Consider the following 15,848-nt stretch of genomic DNA (forward strand, 5'->3'; position numbering starts at 1 on the left):
CACCGTAATGGGCGCACCCGATCGGAGCCATTCGCGGTCTCGCCGGGGCCACGAGCTACTGCTGCGGATTCCAGACCGCGGGCCAGTCCTTACCGCGGAAGGCCGCATCGATGCCGCCGTCGCAGAAGATCACCGAGCCCACGAAGAAACCGGCCTTGTCCGACAGCAGGAAGGCCGCGAGGTCGGCGATCTCCTCCGGGCGACCGGGCCGCCCGATCGGGGTCATGGCGAGGAACTGCTTCATGCCCTCCCCGGTGAGCGCGTCCTTGCTGCCCTCCTGGGTCATCGGGGTGTCGATGATGCCGGGCGCGATGGCGTTGAGGCGGATGCCGTCGGCGATGTACTCCGCCGATTTCGTCCGCGCGTACCAGGCCAGGGCCGCTTTCGTCGCCGGATAGGCCTGGATCGCGCCCAGGTCGCCGAACGATTCGGCGATGCCGCGGGCGCGTTCCTCGTCGCCGGCCAGGCAGGCGTCGGCCAGTTCCACCGGCCAGAGTGGTTGTGTCGTCGTGGAATTCGACGACACCAGTACCACCGAGGCGTTGCCGGACTCGCGCAGCAGCGGCCGCAGCCCCTCCAGCAGCGCGATCGCGCCGAAGTAGTTCACCGACACCACGAGCCCACCGGGCCGCCCGGTCGCGGCGGCGACACCGGCGAAGGGCAGGAATCCGTCCAGCCGGCCCGCACTGATCCGGGAGACCTCGGCGACCGCGTGCGCGCGTCCCTCGGCCGTGCCCAGATCGGCGGTCACCTCGGCGTCGCGCAGATCGACCCCGATGACCCGGTGCCCTTCCTTCTCCAGGTGGACGGCGACGGCCGCCCCGATCCCCGACGCGCTCCCGGTTACGGCGATGGTCCCCATCGACCCTCCTGTTTCGGCTGGATGAAACCACGAATCAGATATTCGAATCGAGGCTAGTTGTGGGCTCCCGTCGTGTGGAGGGTCGTTCCACTGAGCGGGCCCGGCCGAGCGTCTGTGACCGGCCCATGCCATCGCGAGCCGTTGTTCACGCCGCGACCCGCGCCGCAGCCAAAGCGCTCGCCCACCAATGCAATTGGTCGAGCATTCCCGCTGCCGCCGCCTCGGATTCGCCCGGTGCGGTCCACCGTCCCTCGGCGTCGAACTGCTGGTAGTACCGGGGGAAGGACACGTAGTCGCGGATCGTGTGCGCGTTCAGCTCGGCGAACACCTGCCGCAGGTGAGCGATGGCGTTCAGCCCGCCGCTCGCCCCGCTGTAGCCCACGAAGCCGATCGCCTTGCGGTCCCATTGCGTGTAGTGCCAGTCGATCGCCGTCTTGATCGAGGCCGGGTAACTGCTGTTGATGTCGGGCGTGACGATGACGATCGCATCCGCGGCATCCAGACGCCGGGTCAGATCGACCATGCCGGCGGGCCGCGGCGGATTCGGTTCCATTCGCGGGGGAACCGCCGGCAGTGCGACGGGCAGATCGGCCCCGGCGAGATCGATGAGGTCGACCTCGAATCCGTCGTGCCGCCGGGCCTGTTCGGCGAACCACTCACCGACCACCGGCCCGAAGCGGCCCTCCCGGACGCTGGCGATGACAACTGCGAGCCGCATTGTGCTGCTGGACATTTCGGATCTCCTTCGGAAAGCGTCGTTCGCTGTCGTCGACTCTGCCGTCCGGGCGTGAGGCCAGGGAGCCCGCTGCGAGGGTGGTAGTGAGAGGGATACCCTCGGCGCGCCCCGCGCTGTTAGCGTCGATCTGTGAGCGATAACGAGCTGGGGCTTTTCCTGCGTACTCGGCGTGCGGCGGTCACCCCCGCCGAGGTCGGGCTCCCGGCCGGGCCCCGCCGCCGCACCCCGGGGCTGCGCCGCGCCGAACTCGCGACACTCGCCGGAGTCAGCGTCGAATATCTGATCCGGCTGGAGCAGGGCCGAGACCGGCATCCGTCGGCGAGCGTGCTGTCCGCATTGGCCGATGCCCTTCGATTGAGCCCGAGTGAGCGCGTCCAGCTGCATCGGCTGGTCAAATCCGCCGATCCCGGATTCAGCTGTACGGGCGGCGCGCTGCCCAATCGCCTGGTCCGGCCCGCGGTGCAGACCATTCTCGACCGTCTCGCACCGGCGCCCGCGGCCGTCTTCAACCGCCTCAGTGAGGTTTTGAGCTGCACCGATGGCTATCGCGCGCTGGTCGGCGGCACCGGCCTGCTCGATCACGGCCTGCCCGCGGGCTACCCGCGCTGGCTGTTCACCGATCCGCGTGCCCGCATCGTCTACCCGGAGTGGGACCGTCGTGCCGATCTCGCGGTAGCCAACCTGAAGGCCGGTCCCTTTCGCTCGGATCCGACCATCGCCGCGCTCGCCGACGAGCTGACGCTGCTGGCGGGTGCGGAATTCACCCGTCGTGTCGCCGACATCGCCGGGCTGCCGGATACCAGCGGCATCAGCCGGATGGACCATCCCGAGGCGGGTCCGCTGCGGCTGGCCTACGAACGGCTGGACCTGTCCGCCGACGACGACCAGTACATCCAGGTCCAGCTGCCTGCCGACGACGCGACGGCCGCGGCCCTCGATGCGCTGCTGGGCCGCCGCCCGGGTGGATTGCGCGCGGTATCGGGCTGAGCCGGCCGCCCGCCGCATCGCCCGGGCTGCCGGCGACTCGCCGCATTTCACCGCCACCTGCGCGAGCGGTAGATTGGACAACCGTGCATCCTGACGTTTCCGCTGATCTCGCCGAACTCGACACCACGTTGAAGACTGTCGAGTCGGTACTCGACGTCGACGAGCTGCGCCGTCGCATCGACGAGCTCGAACATCAGGCCGCCGACCCGGAGCTGTGGAACAACCAGGAACACGCCCAGCAGGTGACCAGCGAGCTGTCGCACGCCCAGGGTGAGCTGCGCCGCGTCACCGAACTGCGGCAGCGGCTCGACGATCTGCCGGTGCTCTACGAACTCGCCGAAGAGGAAGAGGGCGAGGCCCGCACGTCCGCCCTCGCCGATGCCGACGCCGAACGGGCCGCGCTGCACGCCGACGTCGAGGCGATGGAGGTGCGCACGCTGCTCTCGGGCGAGTACGACAAGCGCGAGGCGCTGGTCAACATCCGCTCGGGCGCCGGTGGTGTGGACGCCGCCGACTGGGCGCAGATGCTGATGCGCATGTATGTGCGCTGGGCCGAGCGCCACAAGTATCCGGTCGAGATCTACGACACCTCCTACGCCGAGGAGGCGGGCATCAAGAGCGCCACCTTCGCGGTGAAGGTGCCCTACGCCTACGGCACCCTCTCGGTGGAGATGGGGACCCATCGCCTGGTGCGGATCAGCCCCTTCGACAACCAGGGCCGTCGCCAGACCTCCTTCGCCGAGGTCGAGGTGCTGCCCGTGGTCGAGGGCACCGACCATATCGAGGTTCCGGAGTCGGAGATCCGCGTCGACGTGTATCGCTCCTCGGGCCCGGGTGGCCAGAGCGTCAACACCACCGATTCGGCGGTGCGGATCACCCACCTCCCGACCGGCATCGTGGTGACCTGCCAGAACGAGAAGTCGCAGCTGCAGAACAAGATTTCGGCCATGCGCGTGCTGCAGGCCAAGCTGCTGGAGCGCAAACGGCAGGAGGAGCGCGCCGAGATGGACGCGCTCAAGACCACCGAGGGCGCCTCCTGGGGTAACCAGATGCGCTCGTACGTGCTGCACCCGTACCAGATGGTCAAGGACCTGCGCACCAACTTCGAGGTGAACAATCCGTCCTCGGTTCTCGACGGTGATATCGACGGTTTCATCGAAGAGGGAATCCGCTGGCGGATGCGCCAGGACGCGTGAAACCCGCCTATCACGGCACAATCACGGCATATCGGTCGGTCGCCGGTCGTAGTAACCTGTCTGGCGTGTGTTCGGGCGGCAGATCGGCTTGTGTCGGTGCACGGTTGATACCGGAAAGGATGCGCCGATGACGACGACTCTCGCCACCGGATCCGGTGCGGAATTCACGTCGTGGCTGCGCGGCAGCGGGCTCGAGATCGTGCTGCTGATCGTGGGCGCGATGCTGTTCAGCCGCTTCGCCACCTTCGTGCGTGACCGCATCACCCGCCGCATCGACGCCGGTTTCCAGAGCAGCGATTCGCTGGTGCGCACCGAGGCCGCCAAACATCGCCATGCACTGGCCCAGGTCATCACCTGGGTGGTGCTGTCCATCGTCTACTTCCTGGTGTCGCTGGAAGTGTTGCAGCGCTTGGGCTTTCAGCTCGGCGGTCTGGTCGCTCCGGCCGCGGTGCTGGGTGCCGCGCTCGGTTTCGGCGCCCAGCGCATCGTGCAGGACCTGCTCGCCGGATTCTTCCTGATCACCGAGCGGCAGTACGGATTCGGTGATGTGGTGCGCATCGCGGTCACCGGGCAATCCGAGCCGGCCGAAGGTACCGTGGAGGACGTCACGCTGCGGATCACCACATTGCGCAATCCGGACGGGGAGGTCATCACGGTGCCCAACGGGCAGATCGTGAAAGTGACCAATCTGTCGAAGGATTGGGCCCGCGCGGCGATCGATGTGCCGGTGCCCGCCACCGCCGATATCACCAAGGTCAACGAAATCCTGCACGAAGTGGGCGCCAAAGCATTTCAGGATCGCCGCCTGAAATCGCTACTGCTGGACGAACCTACGGTGATGGGCCTGGAAGATCTCACCGTCGACCAGATGAACATTAGGATGGTGGCCCGCACACTGCCGGGTAAACAATTCGACGTCGGACGCGAGCTGCGAGTGCGTGTCGCCGCGGCGCTGCGTCGGGAGGGTTTGAGTGAAACCGCGTAAATCGACCGCGATCTTGGTCAGTGTCTGGGTCGCGACGCTCGTGCTGTATCTGTTCGTGAAGCCGGCCACGCCGGACCATTCCGGTTTTCCCAACATCGCGAATACCGTTTCCGGTTCCGCGCTGACGACCGCGCCGGCCCGCTGACCTCTCTGTGACAAGTCGCATGCTCCGGAGTGGGCCGGGGTGTGCCATGACTTCGCTGGCTACACTGGCACCTCGTGATCACCCTGCGGAACGTCACCAAGTCATATAAAACCTCGACGAGACCCGCGCTGGACAATGTTTCGGTCGAGGTCGACAAGGGCGAGTTCGTCTTCATTATCGGACCGTCCGGGTCGGGTAAATCGACGTTTATGCAACTGTTGCTGAAAGAGGTCAAGCCGACCACCGGCGAAGTGCATGTCGCGGATTTCCGGGTCGACCGGTTGCCGGGACGACGGGTGCCCAAGCTGCGCCAGCGCCTCGGCTGCGTCTTCCAGGATTTCCGGTTGTTGCAGCAGAAGACGGTCGAACAAAACGTGGCGTTCGCGCTCGAGGTGATCGGCAAGAATCGCAAATTCATCAATCGGGCGGTGCCGGAGGCGCTGGACCTGGTGGGTTTGTCCGGTAAGGCGGATCGCCTGCCGACCGAGCTGTCCGGCGGTGAACAGCAGCGGGTCGCGATCGCCCGCGCGTTCGTGAACCGGCCGCTGGTACTGCTCGCCGACGAACCCACCGGCAACCTGGACCCCGACACCAGTCAGGACATCATGATGTTGCTGGAACGCATCAACCGCACGGGCACCACGGTGCTGATGGCCACCCACGACAATCACATCGTCGACGCCATGCGCCGGCGCGTGGTCGAACTCGATCGCGGCCGCCTGGTCCGCGACGAGGCCACCGGCGTGTACGGGGTGGGCCGGTAATGCGCGCGAGCTTCCTCTTCGGTGAGGTCTTCAACGGCCTACGCCGCAACGTCACCATGACCATCGCGATGATCCTCACCACCGCTGTCTCGCTCACCATGCTCGGCGGCGGCATGCTGGCCGTCCGGATGGCCGACAAGACCGAGCAGTACTTCCTGGACCGGCTCGAGGTGCGGCTGTACCTGACCGAGGACGTCTCGGCCAACGATCCGGACTGTTCGCAGGACCCGTGCAAGGCGCTGATGTCGGCGCTGAAGTCCGAGACCGGCGTGGAATCGGTGCAGTTCCTCAATCGCGAGGAGGCGGTCCGGGAGGCGAAGGAGAAGACCTTCAAGGATCAGCCGGAGCTGGCCAAATACGTCAGCGAGTCACCCCTGCCGGCCTCGCTGCGCGTCAAGATGACCGACGCCTCGCAGTATCCGCGCATCTTCAAGGACTTCCAGGGCAAACCCGGGGTCGGATTCGTGCGCAACGACAAGGACATCGTCGACCGGCTGGTGAGCCTGTTCGACGGCCTGCGCAACGCGGCCTTCGGCCTGGCGGTACTGCAGGCCCTGGCCGCCCTGCTGCTGATCGCGAATATGGTGCAGATCGCGGCGTTCACGCGCCGGGAGGAGGTCGGCATCATGCGTCTGGTCGGTGCGACGCGCTGGTACACCCAGCTGCCGTTCCTGCTCGAGGCGGTGGTCGCCGCGCTGGCCGGGTCGGTGCTGGCGGTGATCGGACTGATGATCGCGCGGCCGCTGGTCATCGACCGCGCCCTCGGCGACCTGTTCGCGTCGAAGGTCTTCCCGCGCATCACCGGCGACGACATCGCGGTGGTGGCGCTGACCGTGGTGCCGGTCGGCATCGTGTTCGCCGCGCTGACGGCCTACGGCACACTGCGCTACTACGTGCGCGAATAGGGTCGTTCCGGGTTCCAGCCGGAGCAGAGCAGCAACGCGAGAATCGCGCTTGCGTCGTTCGGTGTTGCCGGTCGCATCGGGGCGGAGTCGGTCACGTCGGCGGAGACTATCAATCGGTGGTGGTTCGCAGAATCGACAGCAACGGGTGCGGCTGTGGATTGGGGGTTCGGATCGTCGGTGGTGGTCCGTAGGATGGCTGGCGTGAATTCCCCGGAGACGCTCGAGACGGCCGATGCTTCGTCGCGCACTGTGGAAACCGATGCGGCGCAACAGATTCTGCAGCGTGTATTCGGGTACGACAGTTTCCGGGGATTACAGCGCGAGATCGTCGATCAGGTCGTCTCGGGGGGCGATGCGCTCGTTCTGATGCCTACCGGCGGCGGCAAGTCGCTGTGTTATCAGATTCCGGCGCTGGTGCGGCCGGGGGTGGGTGTGGTCATCTCGCCGCTGATCGCGCTGATGCAGGATCAGGTCGACGCGCTGACCGCGCTCGGGGTGCGGGCCGGATTTCTCAACTCCACCCAATACCCGGACGAGCGGCGCACGGTCGAGGCGCAGTTCGTCGCCGGGGAACTGGATGTGTTGTATCTGGCGCCGGAGCGGTTGAAGCTCGAATCGACCGCGGAATTACTCGATCGCGGCAAGGTGTCCGTGTTCGCCATCGACGAGGCACACTGTGTCTCACAGTGGGGCCACGACTTCCGGCCCGACTATCTGGCGTTGTCGGTACTGCACGAACGCTGGCCCGACGTGCCGCGGATCGCCTTGACCGCCACCGCCACCGAGGCCACACGCCGCGAGATCGCCGAGCGGCTCGACCTCACCGGGGCCAAGCATTTCGTCGCGGGTTTCGACCGGCCCAATATCCAGTACCGGATCGAACCGAAGAATCGCGCCGATCAGCAACTGCTGTCCTTCATCCGCACCGAACATCCGGGGGAGGCGGGCATCGTCTACTGCCTGTCTCGCAATTCGGTCGAGCGGACCGCGGAATTCCTGTGCCGCAACGGAATCGAGGCGGTGCCCTATCACGCCGGTCTGGACGCGCGTACCCGCGCCACCAACCAGGCCAGGTTCCTGCGCGAGGACGGGCTGATCGTCGTCGCGACGATCGCCTTCGGGATGGGCATCGACAAACCCGATGTGCGGTTCGTGGCACATCTGGATCTGCCCAAGTCGGTGGAGGGCTACTACCAGGAGACCGGTCGCGCCGGCCGCGACGGCCTGCCGTCCACCGCCTGGATGGTCTACGGCCTCAATGATGTTGTGCAGCAACGCAAGATGATCGACTCCTCCGAAGGCGACGCGGCGCACCGGCGCCAGTTACAGCTCCACCTGGATGCGATGCTCGCGCTGTGCGAGACCGTGCAGTGCCGCCGCACCCAGCTGCTCAACTACTTCGGCCAATCCGGTGACACCTGCGGTAACTGCGACACCTGCCTGAATCCGCCGGAATCCTGGGACGGGACGGTCGCCGCGCAGAAGGTGCTCTCGGCGGTGCTGCGGCTCAAACGCGAACGCGGGCAGAGCTTCGGCGCCGGACATATCGTCGACATCCTGCTCGGGAAGTCGAATCCGAAAGTGTTGCAGCACAAGCACAACGAGTTGAAGGTGTTCGGCGTCGGCGCCGATCTGCGCGATACCGAATGGCGCGGCGTGATCCGCCAGCTGCTCGCCCAGGGCCTGCTCGCGGTGCACGGCGAATACGGCGTGCTGACCCTCACCGAAGCCAGCGACGAGGTGCTGTTCAAGAACCGCACGGTCCTCATGCGCCGCGAGCCGGAACGCGTGAAGCCACCGCGCGCGGCCAAGGCGAAGGCGTCGCGCCTCGCCGCGGCCGAGCTGGCGCCCGCGGCGGCAGACCTGTTCGAACAGCTTCGTGCCTGGCGTGCCTCGGTCGCCAAGGAGCAGGGCGTTCCCGCCTACGTCGTCTTCCACGACGCCACCCTGCGCGATATCGCCGGCCGTGCCCCCGCGACCCTGGCCGAACTCGGCGGCATCAGCGGAATCGGTGAGAACAAGCTCGCGAAGTACGGCGAAGGTGTCCTCGAAGTGGTCGTGGGATTCGATGCGGGTAGCTCGGTCGGGGCGGCGGAGGCGCCGGCCCCGCGTCCGAACCGAGCCGAGCGACCGGCCGGCCGGCGCGGCTCCTCCCGCGCAGCCGCATCGGGTGCCCGCCCGCGCCCGGAACCGTCTCGCGGCCCGGTCACACGCTCGAGGTTCGAGGCCGCGGAACCGGCAGCCCCGAACGATTCGGTGAACCGGGACATCCCCGACGCCGATTTCGAGCCCCCGCCGGACGACTTCTACTGAACCGCTCGGTGCATCGGCGTGCCCGCTCACCAGCGCGGACGGTGGTTGCGGTCGCTGTGCGCGCCGGTGTCGACCGCCACGCCGGACTCGGGGTGGCGCCCGTTCCACGTTTATCCCTCCGCCCGGCGCGGGTAACCGTCTCGCCGTGACACATGGGCAGGACGGAGTGATCGAGACCAACGGGTCGCCGAAGAACCACGACCCGGCTTCAGGCGCCGATTTGGCCGTCTCGGCCACGCCGGATCCTTCCCGGCTCGGGGTGCGGCCTCTGGGCCGGATCGGCATGACCCGGCAGTTGCGACGAGCCCGCACCGGCATGCGGCCCTCGACGCTGGCCCTGATCACTGTCTGGATTGCCGTCTTGGCGCTGTATCTGGCGGTGCGACCGGGCGGATAGCGGTAGCGTGCCGCTATGTCCCACGACCATCACGACGACCGCTCCGATCAGTCGTCGGATTCCGGCCCCGGCGGCGATCCGCCGGATGCCGCGAAACCCGGACCTCGCCGCACCCGAGCGGATTCGGTCGAGGCCGGGTGGCTGCGCCCGCACGCGAACCCGCTCGGTCGCCCGCGGCTGACGACCGTGGTGCTGCTACTCGCGTGGATCGCCTTGCTGATTCTCTATCTGCAGGTCCGCCCCGGCGGCTGACCGCGCGTCAGCGGTCGGTGCTCACCCGCTCCCACATCATCGCGTTCTGCCAGCCGTAGCGCTGAAAGGCCCAGTCCTGCACGGTCTTTGCGACGAGTTCGAAGGCGGGTGAGTGCGGGGTTCCCCAGCGCGCGGTGTCGCGCACGCTGGCACGGAACTGCATGCCCGGCCCGCCCCCGCCGTATTCGACGATATAGCCGCGACCGTCGTCGGGATCGATGCGCCGATCCATCTCGACGCGCAGATAGTGTTGGGCCGCAGGCGAACCCGGGCGTTCGACGACGAGTTGGGGTTCTCGGTAATCCAACTCGGCCAGGAGATCGTGTAGTTGCGCATCGGTCGGGTCGTCGAGTACACGATCCGAGGCGGTGCTCACTCTGAATCTGGGTACCGTTGTCACGCAACCATTTTGCGCGCTCACTCGGCGATGGGCACACAAAATCGGTTCCCGGCGGTGGGGATGTCCGCATTCGTCCGCTGCCGCCGCCTGCCGGTGCGGTGGTTTCTCCCGCGACACCGGCGCCCGGGCGGTGCGGGCGGGTTGCCGGAGACCGGCCGGCCGTGAGCCGGATCACGGCATATTCCGCGCCGGAATTTCGTTTTCCTTCTGTTCGGCGGCCGTGTAAACCGGACAGGTCCGCCCGCTCAGCGGGCGTCGAGGCACAATGACAGCGTGGAGCGCCGCCGAGCTGCGCGGAGTCGAGGGAAAGGTGTTCATGAAGGAGAAGGGGCGCAAGGTCATCGCCACCAACCGCAAGGCGCGGCACAACTACACGATCCTCGACACCTACGAGGCGGGGATCGCGCTGGTCGGTACCGAGGTGAAAAGCCTGCGGGAAGGTAAGGCGTCGCTGGTGGACGCCTACGCCACCATCGACGACGGGGAGGTGTGGCTGCGTGGCCTGCACATTCCCGAATACGGGCACGGCACCTGGACCAACCACGCCCCGCGCCGCACTCGGAAACTGCTGCTGCACCGTCGCGAGATCGACAAGCTCACCGGCAAGACCAAGGAGAGCTCACAAACCCTCGTCCCGCTGTCGATGTATTTCGCCGACGGCAAGGTGAAGGTCGAACTGGCGCTGGCCAAGGGTAAGCAGGACTACGACAAGCGCCACGACCTGGCCCGCCGGACCGCGGAGCGAGAGGTGACGCGCGAACTCGGCCGGCGCGTGAAAGGTATGCACTGACCGGCGGGAATGTATGACGGCGAAGTGATGTTAATATGAACAGCCCGGCCCACCAGCCGGGTGTTCAACTGAGTTGAGTACGGGGCTGATCGGTTTCGACTGCGTACGTCGATTCAGGGGAAGCGTGTCGGTGCAGGCAGGAGACCACCGTAAGCGTCGCTGTAACCCAATAAGCGCCGATTCTCATCAGCGCGACTACGCTCTCGCTGCCTAAGCAGTAGAGCGTGTCTGTCAGTCCGGGTTTGCTCTCGGCCCGGGTACTGGCATCAGCTAGAGAGCTCTACCGTGCGGCTCGGTCGCGGAGTCGTACGGGACATCGAACAGCGACTGGGATCGTCATCTCGGCTTGTTCGCGTGACCGAGAGATCCGAGTAGAGGCTCAGCGAACTGCACACGGAGAAGCCCTGAAGAAGCGGCGGAGGACCCGGGTTCAATTCCCGGCAGCTCCACCACAGCGGCCTTACTCGAAACGGGGTCCGTAAGGACATCGTGGAGGGTAGGGCCGCTTTTTCCGTTTCTGGACGTGGCTTGGCGCGGGGAGGTGCCGGGGTGCTCGCAGATCGAGCGGGTGCCGGCAGCATTGTGAAGATCGGCGAAGGGCTGGCGAAGTCGGTCGGTGCGGACCCCGTCAATGTCGAGGTAGAAGCGCTCGAAGAAGGTGTGGTTGAGATGGCGCCTCACCGCGTCGGTACGGGTGCGATAGAGCTGGGCAGGCTCGTTCAGTAGGTCGAGTCCTCGTTTGAGCACCTCGACGCCCACGGCGAGTTCAGCGCCGGTGGCCGCCAGGCTGGCTTGGACGCTAGAGCGGTCGGTCTCGATCGCGCGGAGCCGGGATTTGATCTTGGCTTGTGGCAGCGTGCCGTCGGCGGCGAGGTCGAGTAGGCGCTCTTCCTTGGCGTCGAGCTCCTTGAGTCGCGTGGTGAGCGTGGCATGCATGGTACGGACGCTGGACTGTTCGTCGGCCAGCGCTTCATCCAGCAGTCCGCGGATGGTCGTGTGGAAGCTGCTGGGAAGGCTGAGCGTGGCGTAGTGGTCGACGATGGCGCGTTCGACTTGCTCGGCCGGAATGTGGGGCATGTCGCAGTGGTTGTCTTGCCGCCCTCGGCAAAGGAAGTAGCCATAGAGGTGGCCGTTCCGTCCTCGGGCTTCGGTGTAGATGAAGCGTGACGTTCGCCCGCGATTGTGGCATCGATCACAAAATAGATCGCCTTTGAGGTAGTGCTGATGGATGCGGTCGCGTTGCCCGCGCCGGCTGCGCATGTCCACGACGTCTTGAACGCGATCGAACAGTTCTTGCGTGACAATCGGTTCATGCCGACCGGGGCGGAGTTCGCTGTCGACTTCGATCCATCCCGCGTAGTAGGGGTCTTGGAGCATCCGATGCAACAGTTTGAACGAGACCGGGCGCTCCGGGATGGTGCCACGTGCACGTGCGGTCAGTCCGAGGTCGGTCATCGTTGCTTCGAGCTGTTCGAGGCCGTAGTCGCCGGTCGCATAGAGTTCAAATGCCTTGTGTACCAAGGGAGCACGCTCTGGATCGAGGGCGATGGTGTTGATTTGTTTGCCTTCGTATTCGACCCGGACGTTCAGGTAGCCAACTTTGGCGAAGCCAATCGTGCCGCCGTTGCGGGCCTTGGTGCGCATCTTCTCCTGAATGTCTAAGCCCTGCAACGTATTCATCAGGTGATTCATCACGTCGAGCATGCCCTCCATCGCCACCGCGTGGGGACCTTCGCCGAAGTCCTCTTTGGCGCTGATGATGCGCACGCCCATCTTGTTGAGCTGCGTCTCGATGATGGCGGCGTCGAAGCGGTTGCGAAAGGCGCGCGAGCGCATGTAGACGATGACGTACCGGACTTCGGGATGGTCGGCGAGGTACTTGAGCAGTTCCCGGAAGACGGGCCGCTTGTCGATCGTCTTGGCAGAGTAGCCGGGTTCGATGAACTCCTCGACCACGTCCACCCCCATCGCGTCGGCCTTGGCGTGCCCTTGGGTGCGTTGGGTGGAGATGGACAGACCGTCGGGGTCGATGTCGATGGCAGTGTCGAGCTGCTTCTTGGTCGAAACACGCAGTAGGAGAACAGCTTTGTCACTTCTCTGACTCCTGCTCGGTTGGGTTCGTCGGGCCATTGGGTGCCTCCTTGCATGTGGGGGAGAGGAACGGTGGGTTCGTTTGTGTCAAGTCTGTGTGAGTCGGAATCCATTGCCACAGAGGCCATTCGGAGGATCCGGTCGGGCTAATCGCGTTGACGGCAATTTTGACGGCAACACAGCCGAACTTCCACGTCCTTTCGCGTGTTCGTACGACGTTGTGTATAGAGGTCAGACGCTCTTGCAAGGTGGCCCCGTTTGCTCTGAAGAGCCTTGTGTCCCCAGTTCGAGCCTGGGAGGAGCCACCAAGGAAAGCACCTAACCCATCAGGGGTAGGTGCTTTCCTTTTCTGTGGATGACGGTTGGTCGAAGTGCCCGCATACGCCGTTTGACGGCGATTCTGACGGCTACGCTGCCTTTTGACGGCTGCCGTGAACAAACGGTCCTCGACTTTGCTGAGGGCGTTGCGCTTGCTGGCGAGATCCACGTGTTCATAGATGCCGGTGGTGCGGACGTCGCCGTGGCCGAGGATTGCTTGGATGTCGCGGGAGTGGACATCGAGGTGCTTCTGGGTGGTGGCGTTGCTGTGGCGGAGGCCATGCAGTGTGATTCGTGGTAAATCAAGCCGTTTGCAGATCCGCATGAACGATCTCGCCAGATTGTGTGACTCCAGCGGTCGTCCGGTGCTAGTCGTGAAGACCAGCTCGTTCTCATCGCCAGCGCCTTGCCAACTTTCACCGGCAGTGCCCCTGGCGACTGCCTGGCCGGCTCGGTGCTGCAGGAGCAGGTCGCGGGCTGTCGCGAGTAGGGGTTCGTCTCGTCGGCTCGACTCTGTCTTGAGCTCGACCTGCCGAAGTTCACCGTCGATACGTTGCACCTGTTGGCGGATGCGAAGTACGCCATGATCGAAATCGACGTCACACCACCGAATGCCGACGACTTCACCGGCACGCAGTCCGTAGAGCGTGAGCAGGACGAAGGCTGGATAGAGCGGGTTCTCGCGGGCAGCATCGAGAAACTGAACCGTCTCATCGGGAGTCCAGTGCGCTGCTTCCTTGGCGCGGTGGCGCGGCAGTTCGACCAGGCGGGCGACGTTTCGGGTGATCACTTCCTGGCGCATTGCGTAGGTGAGGGCGGCGCTGAGCACTTTGCGGGTCTGGTGGAGGGTGGGGACCGATCGGCCGTCGGCGTGGAGGTTGTCGAGGAAGGTCTGCACCGTGCGCACGGTCAGTCTGTTGAGGTAGTAGTGGCCGAGGCCAGGTTTGATGTGCAGACGTACAGCCGACTCGTGCCGCTTCACGGTGAGGGAACGGCGTTTTTCGTGTTCGAGCCAGAAGTCCAGGTATTCGCCGACTTTCCATGCGCGGTCGGCAGGTAGGAGTCCCCGGCGGGCTTCATCGATGGCCTGGGTGAGTTTGGTGTGGGCCTCGGCGCGGGTACGGCCGTAGACGCGCAGTCGGCGCGTCTTCCCGTTGACCGTGCCGAGGTACGCGGCGCCTTCCCACCGCCCATCCTTCCGCCGGTACAGAGTGCCCTCGCCGTTGGTCCTACGCCCCGTCATGGTCGGCCTCCGGCATCGGATAAGTTGCCGACGAAACGCTCAATTTCCATGATGGGTACGAATCGTCGGCGCCCGATCTTCACCGTCGCGAGCTCGCGACGGTGGATCAGCTGGTAAACGCTCCATCTGCTTAGCCGAAGTCGCTCACAGGCTTCGGGAACCGTCAGGAGTGTCGACTGCGTGCTCGTGGTCGCGGGGGCCTTTGGCAAGTTGCCGAGTTGGGTGCGAAGCCACGCAGGATCGTCGGTCCCGCGGTCGGCCAATCTGAGCGCCACCGCTCCAACTGTTCGCAGCAGGGCGCGCGTGTCATCGGACAACACGGCAGAGCGCTCCGTGCGCGGCGTGGTTGCGGTAGCACGGGTCATGCCGGTGTCTCCGCAAACGAATGTGCGACCGGATGCTGGGAATCCTGGTTCGGCAGAAGCACCCGGACGTCGAGGCGTCGGAAGTGTTCGGTGAGCAGCTGCGCGTGGGCGCTGTTGAGCGCAAACCGGCGAGCTGAGGGGAAGATTGCGTAGCGGATGTCAGGGTGCTGTTCCAGGTGGGCAAGCAGTCGTCGAAGTACGGGGCGCCGCCGCAAGCTCGTTGCGGGAGCGCCGATCTCGACGAATTCCTTCACGATGCCAAGCTGATGCTTGGCCGCGGTGCGGAACCCTGCTTCGCGCTGCAGCTGAATGCGGATCGGCTCACCGCCCGCCGCCCTGTCTGCTTCGGACACGGCAGCTACGGACAAGAACATGACGGCCGGCGTGAAGCTTGCGTCGTTGACGACAGCATCCTGAGGACTCATGCCGCCCTCCAACTGGGGCTACCCTGAACGGCGGAGCCCACACGGACTCGCTCGTCGTAAAGACGCTCACGGATGACATCATCGGGAACGTCAAAATAGGCTGCGAGAGAGGTGATTTCGGTGAGGCCCGCCCGGAGGGCGCGTCGGAGAAGCTGATCCGGCACAAGCAGGTGACGGGCGAAGTAGTCGGCTGCGCGCTCCGCCTCACAGGCCGAGGATCTGACCGAGGGGCTTGGATACAGGGCCGCTGTGCGGCCGTGGTCAAGCACTCGCTTGAACTCGTGGGCGAGATAGATCCTGTGTCGTTTCCAGCTATCGGCTCGACGGAGCGAGATGACCCACTGTCGCGTGTGAACGTCCCAGAAACTGGCGTGGGCGATTTGCTGGTCGGGCGAGTACTCGATGCGGATACGGGGCAGCTCGGTGATGAGCTCTATGGGGGTGAATCCGGTGGATCGCCCTTCTCGCATGAGGGCGATCGCTTGTTGTTTGGCTAAGCGCAGGCTGTGGTCCCAGCGCACCGGTTGGCGAGGGATGAGGCCTCGCAGTTTGGCGATGATCCCTCGCGGCGGCGGGCCGGCGTGCGGGCGCTTCAGCTTGATGAGTTGAACTGACGGTGTCGTGGTTGGCATGGTGGTCTCCTTCCAATTGTTGTAACTGTCTCTATTTCCTTT

At 65.4% G+C, this 15,848-nt stretch carries 19 protein-coding genes, 1 other RNA gene and 1 pseudogene; 13 read left to right on the forward strand and 8 right to left on the reverse strand.

The window, feature by feature from the left end; all coding sequences use genetic code 11:
* Positions 1-55 precede the first annotated feature (55 nt).
* Together A5789_RS21975 and A5789_RS21980 are read right to left on the reverse strand one after the other, a co-directional pair.
* Complete coding sequence (locus tag A5789_RS21975; RefSeq protein WP_064905979.1) at positions 56-862, reverse strand: SDR family oxidoreductase; 807 nt, start codon at positions 860-862, stop codon at positions 56-58.
* Between the two features lie 145 nt (positions 863-1,007).
* Positions 1,008-1,595: an NADPH-dependent FMN reductase gene (locus A5789_RS21980; protein ID WP_063013812.1), complete on the reverse strand. Its 588-nt coding sequence runs from the start codon at positions 1,593-1,595 to the stop codon at positions 1,008-1,010.
* Positions 1,596-1,727: 132 nt separating this feature from the next.
* Between A5789_RS21980 and A5789_RS21985 the strand changes: the two genes are divergently transcribed.
* The 9 genes from A5789_RS21985 (at position 1,728) to A5789_RS22020 (ending at position 9,542) form a co-directional block, all read left to right on the forward strand.
* Complete coding sequence (locus A5789_RS21985; RefSeq protein WP_064905981.1) at positions 1,728-2,585, forward strand: helix-turn-helix domain-containing protein; 858 nt, start codon at positions 1,728-1,730, stop codon at positions 2,583-2,585.
* Positions 2,586-2,668: 83 nt separating this feature from the next.
* Complete coding sequence (gene prfB, locus A5789_RS21990; protein ID WP_063013808.1) at positions 2,669-3,781, forward strand: peptide chain release factor 2; 1,113 nt, start codon at positions 2,669-2,671, stop codon at positions 3,779-3,781.
* Between the two features lie 127 nt (positions 3,782-3,908).
* Positions 3,909-4,766, forward strand: a complete 858-nt coding sequence (locus tag A5789_RS21995) for a mechanosensitive ion channel family protein (protein ID WP_063013854.1) — start codon at positions 3,909-3,911, stop codon at positions 4,764-4,766.
* Positions 4,753-4,911 carry a hypothetical protein gene (locus A5789_RS36770; protein WP_156055619.1) on the forward strand — a complete coding sequence of 53 codons (159 nt, stop codon included), beginning with the start codon at positions 4,753-4,755 and terminating at the stop codon, positions 4,909-4,911. Before A5789_RS21995 ends, A5789_RS36770 begins: the two co-directional genes overlap by 14 nt.
* Before the next feature lie 74 nt (positions 4,912-4,985).
* Positions 4,986-5,675 (forward strand): cell division ATP-binding protein FtsE, encoded by a 690-nt coding sequence (gene ftsE, locus A5789_RS22000; RefSeq protein WP_063013806.1) that lies wholly within the window; start codon positions 4,986-4,988, stop codon positions 5,673-5,675.
* On the forward strand, positions 5,675-6,580 hold the full coding sequence (ftsX, locus tag A5789_RS22005) for a permease-like cell division protein FtsX (protein ID WP_063013804.1): 906 nt from the start codon (positions 5,675-5,677) through the stop codon (positions 6,578-6,580). Before ftsE ends, ftsX begins: the two co-directional genes overlap by 1 nt.
* A 192-nt stretch (positions 6,581-6,772) precedes the next feature.
* Positions 6,773-8,893 carry a DNA helicase RecQ gene (gene recQ / locus A5789_RS22010; RefSeq protein ID WP_063013802.1) on the forward strand — a complete coding sequence of 707 codons (2,121 nt, stop codon included), beginning with the start codon at positions 6,773-6,775 and terminating at the stop codon, positions 8,891-8,893.
* Between the two features lie 145 nt (positions 8,894-9,038).
* Positions 9,039-9,290 carry a hypothetical protein gene (locus A5789_RS22015; protein WP_155525635.1) on the forward strand — a complete coding sequence of 84 codons (252 nt, stop codon included), beginning with the start codon at positions 9,039-9,041 and terminating at the stop codon, positions 9,288-9,290.
* A 15-nt stretch (positions 9,291-9,305) separates the two neighbouring features.
* Complete coding sequence (locus A5789_RS22020) at positions 9,306-9,542, forward strand: hypothetical protein (RefSeq protein WP_030515490.1); 237 nt, start codon at positions 9,306-9,308, stop codon at positions 9,540-9,542.
* 7 nt (positions 9,543-9,549) lie between these two features.
* On the opposite strand, the gene A5789_RS22025 is transcribed toward A5789_RS22020, so the two are convergent.
* The gene (locus A5789_RS22025) at positions 9,550-9,918 is read right to left on the reverse strand and encodes a hypothetical protein (protein ID WP_063013798.1); all 369 of its coding nucleotides are present in this window, start codon (positions 9,916-9,918) and stop codon (positions 9,550-9,552) included.
* 340 nt (positions 9,919-10,258) lie between these two features.
* Between A5789_RS22025 and smpB the strand changes: the two genes are divergently transcribed.
* The 4 genes from smpB (at position 10,259) to A5789_RS38000 (ending at position 11,899) form a co-directional block, all read left to right on the forward strand.
* Positions 10,259-10,732 (forward strand): SsrA-binding protein SmpB, encoded by a 474-nt coding sequence (gene smpB / locus A5789_RS22030; protein ID WP_063013852.1) that lies wholly within the window; start codon positions 10,259-10,261, stop codon positions 10,730-10,732.
* Between the two features lie 81 nt (positions 10,733-10,813).
* Positions 10,814-11,184, forward strand: a transfer-messenger RNA (tmRNA) gene (gene ssrA, locus A5789_RS22035).
* A 97-nt stretch (positions 11,185-11,281) separates the two neighbouring features.
* Entirely contained in the window at positions 11,282-11,458 is a 177-nt protein-coding gene (locus tag A5789_RS36775) for a hypothetical protein (RefSeq protein WP_156511333.1), read from the forward strand.
* Between the two features lie 204 nt (positions 11,459-11,662).
* Positions 11,663-11,899 (forward strand): hypothetical protein, encoded by a 237-nt coding sequence (locus A5789_RS38000; RefSeq protein ID WP_063013796.1) that lies wholly within the window; start codon positions 11,663-11,665, stop codon positions 11,897-11,899.
* Here the strand turns inward: A5789_RS38000 and A5789_RS38610 are convergent.
* The 5 genes and pseudogenes from A5789_RS38610 to A5789_RS22070 all read right to left on the reverse strand — a co-directional run.
* Positions 11,819-12,862, reverse strand: a pseudogene (locus tag A5789_RS38610) (recombinase family protein); the annotation flags it as partial. The gene A5789_RS38000 and the pseudogene A5789_RS38610 overlap by 81 nt on opposite strands.
* Positions 12,822-14,384: a tyrosine-type recombinase/integrase gene (locus A5789_RS35835; RefSeq protein ID WP_082856991.1), complete on the reverse strand. Its 1,563-nt coding sequence runs from the start codon at positions 14,382-14,384 to the stop codon at positions 12,822-12,824. The gene A5789_RS35835 and the pseudogene A5789_RS38610, both read right to left, overlap by 41 nt.
* Positions 14,381-14,749: a helix-turn-helix domain-containing protein gene (locus A5789_RS38615; protein ID WP_082856990.1), complete on the reverse strand. Its 369-nt coding sequence runs from the start codon at positions 14,747-14,749 to the stop codon at positions 14,381-14,383. Before A5789_RS38615 ends, A5789_RS35835 begins: the two co-directional genes overlap by 4 nt.
* Positions 14,746-15,174, reverse strand: a complete 429-nt coding sequence (locus tag A5789_RS22065) for a recombinase family protein (RefSeq protein WP_063013786.1) — start codon at positions 15,172-15,174, stop codon at positions 14,746-14,748. Before A5789_RS22065 ends, A5789_RS38615 begins: the two co-directional genes overlap by 4 nt.
* A complete protein-coding gene (locus A5789_RS22070) occupies positions 15,171-15,806 on the reverse strand; it encodes an ImmA/IrrE family metallo-endopeptidase (RefSeq protein WP_169812409.1) in 636 nt (211 codons plus the stop codon). The genes A5789_RS22065 and A5789_RS22070 overlap by 4 nt, the downstream gene beginning before the upstream one ends.
* Between the last annotated feature and the right edge of the window lie 42 nt (positions 15,807-15,848).

Origin of the sequence: Nocardia sp. 852002-51101_SCH5132738, assembly GCF_001665695.1 — a bacterium.
GTDB classification, from domain to species: Bacteria; Actinomycetota; Actinomycetes; order Mycobacteriales; family Mycobacteriaceae; genus Nocardia; species Nocardia nova.